This is a genomic window from Bacillus sp. m3-13 (assembly GCF_000175075.1).
Taxonomy (GTDB): Bacteria; Bacillota; Bacilli; order Bacillales; family Bacillaceae_I; genus Sutcliffiella_A; species Sutcliffiella_A horikoshii_C.
The window spans coordinates 1-1,780 of the sequence record NZ_ACPC01000031.1; the positions used below are offsets into that span (position 1 = coordinate 1).

Consider the following 1,780-nt stretch of genomic DNA (forward strand, 5'->3'; position numbering starts at 1 on the left):
CGCAGCCGAGGAGGCTTCCGGACCGCCCGCGGAAAGCAAGTGCCTGTAGCGTAAAGGAACGGTATAGGTAATCCATTTCAGATAAAAGAAAGGATGATAGAAGAATGAGAAGTTATGAAAAATCTAAAGAAGCTTTTATAGAAGCATCCAAGCTGATGCCAGGCGGCGTGAACAGCCCAGTGCGTGCTTTTAAATCAGTAGATATGGACCCAATCTTCATGGAGCGAGGAAAAGGCTCCAAAATATACGATGTAGACGGTAACGAATACATAGATTATGTCCTTTCCTGGGGACCACTAATTCACGGGCACTCCAATGACCGCGTAGTGGAAGCAATCAAAAAGGTAACAGAATCAGGGACAAGCTTTGGTGCTCCGACACTTATTGAAAACGAACTTGCAAAACTTGTCATTGAAAGAGTACCATCCATCGAAGTAGTCCGTATGGTAAGCTCCGGTACGGAAGCAACGATGAGTGCACTTCGTTTGGCGCGTGGGTACACAGGCCGCAACAAGATTATCAAGTTTGAAGGCTGCTACCATGGCCATGGTGATTCTCTGTTGATTAAAGCCGGTTCGGGGGTCGCTACACTTGGTTTACCAGACAGCCCTGGTGTTCCTGAGGGTGTGGCTCAAAACACGATTACTGTGCCTTACAATGACCTGGAGAGCATCCGTTATGCATTCAAGGAATTTGGAGACGATATCGCCGGTGTCATTGTGGAGCCTGTTGCAGGAAACATGGGAGTGGTTCCGCCGCAACCAGGTTTCTTGGAAGGCTTGCGTGAGGTAACGACTGAATATGGCGCAGTACTAATCTTTGATGAGGTAATGACTGGTTTCCGCGTCGATTACCATTGTGCGCAAGGATATTACGGCGTAACACCAGACTTAACATGTCTTGGTAAAGTAATCGGTGGAGGTCTACCTGTTGGTGCATACGGCGGAAAAGCAGAAATCATGGCACAAATTGCTCCAAGCGGACCGATTTATCAGGCTGGAACGTTGTCTGGTAACCCGCTTGCTATGACAGCTGGATATGAGACTTTGGCCCAACTGACTCCTGAAACGTATAAAGAATTCGGAAAGAAAGCGGATCGCCTGGAAGAGGGGATCGTCGCGCTAGGCGAGAAGTATGATGTCCCTGTTTCTGTAAACCGTGCAGGTTCCATGATTGGTTTCTTCTTTAATAGTGAGGAAGTTGTAAACTATGATGTGGCAAAGTCTTCGGATTTAGGTTATTTCGCGAAGTTTTTCCGCGAAATGGCAAACAATGGAGTATTCTTGCCACCTTCTCAGTTTGAAGGATTGTTCTTGTCCACAGCTCATACGGATGAGGATATTGAAAAGACATTGGATGCGATTGAAAAATCGTTTGCCGCGATTAAGGGATAATGATTTGTTTTCTCTGCCCGCTCTTATGCATTGTTAAAATGCATAAGGGCGGGTTTTTACGTTTTACTTTGGTGATGATATGGTGAAATCGGCTGGTTGTACATTTCCCATGTGAACTTCTACAATTTCCGGAAGATCTTATACATTTCCCAAACCACTTTCTACATTTCCCAACCTCACTTCTACCATTTAAAACAAAACTTCTACACATAACCCCCACACGCCCAAACAAAATCCCACCAAGACCAAACAACCTATCATCAAATCAAACAAAAAATCATACAATCTACTAACAACCTCCAACTTCAAAGCCGCCTTCGACATACACCTACCATAATGGCGAACACATAACCAATAACAACAAATCCTGAATAAAAGCCAAAAAG

General features: G+C 44.9%; 1 protein-coding gene. It reads left to right on the forward strand.

Annotated elements, in window-relative coordinates; genetic code table 11:
- Positions 1 to 104 precede the first annotated feature (104 nt).
- A complete protein-coding gene (gene hemL, locus M313_RS0116935; RefSeq protein WP_010195825.1) occupies positions 105 to 1,394 on the forward strand; it encodes a glutamate-1-semialdehyde 2,1-aminomutase in 1,290 nt (429 codons plus the stop codon).
- The last annotated feature ends 386 nt before the right edge of the window (positions 1,395 to 1,780 follow it).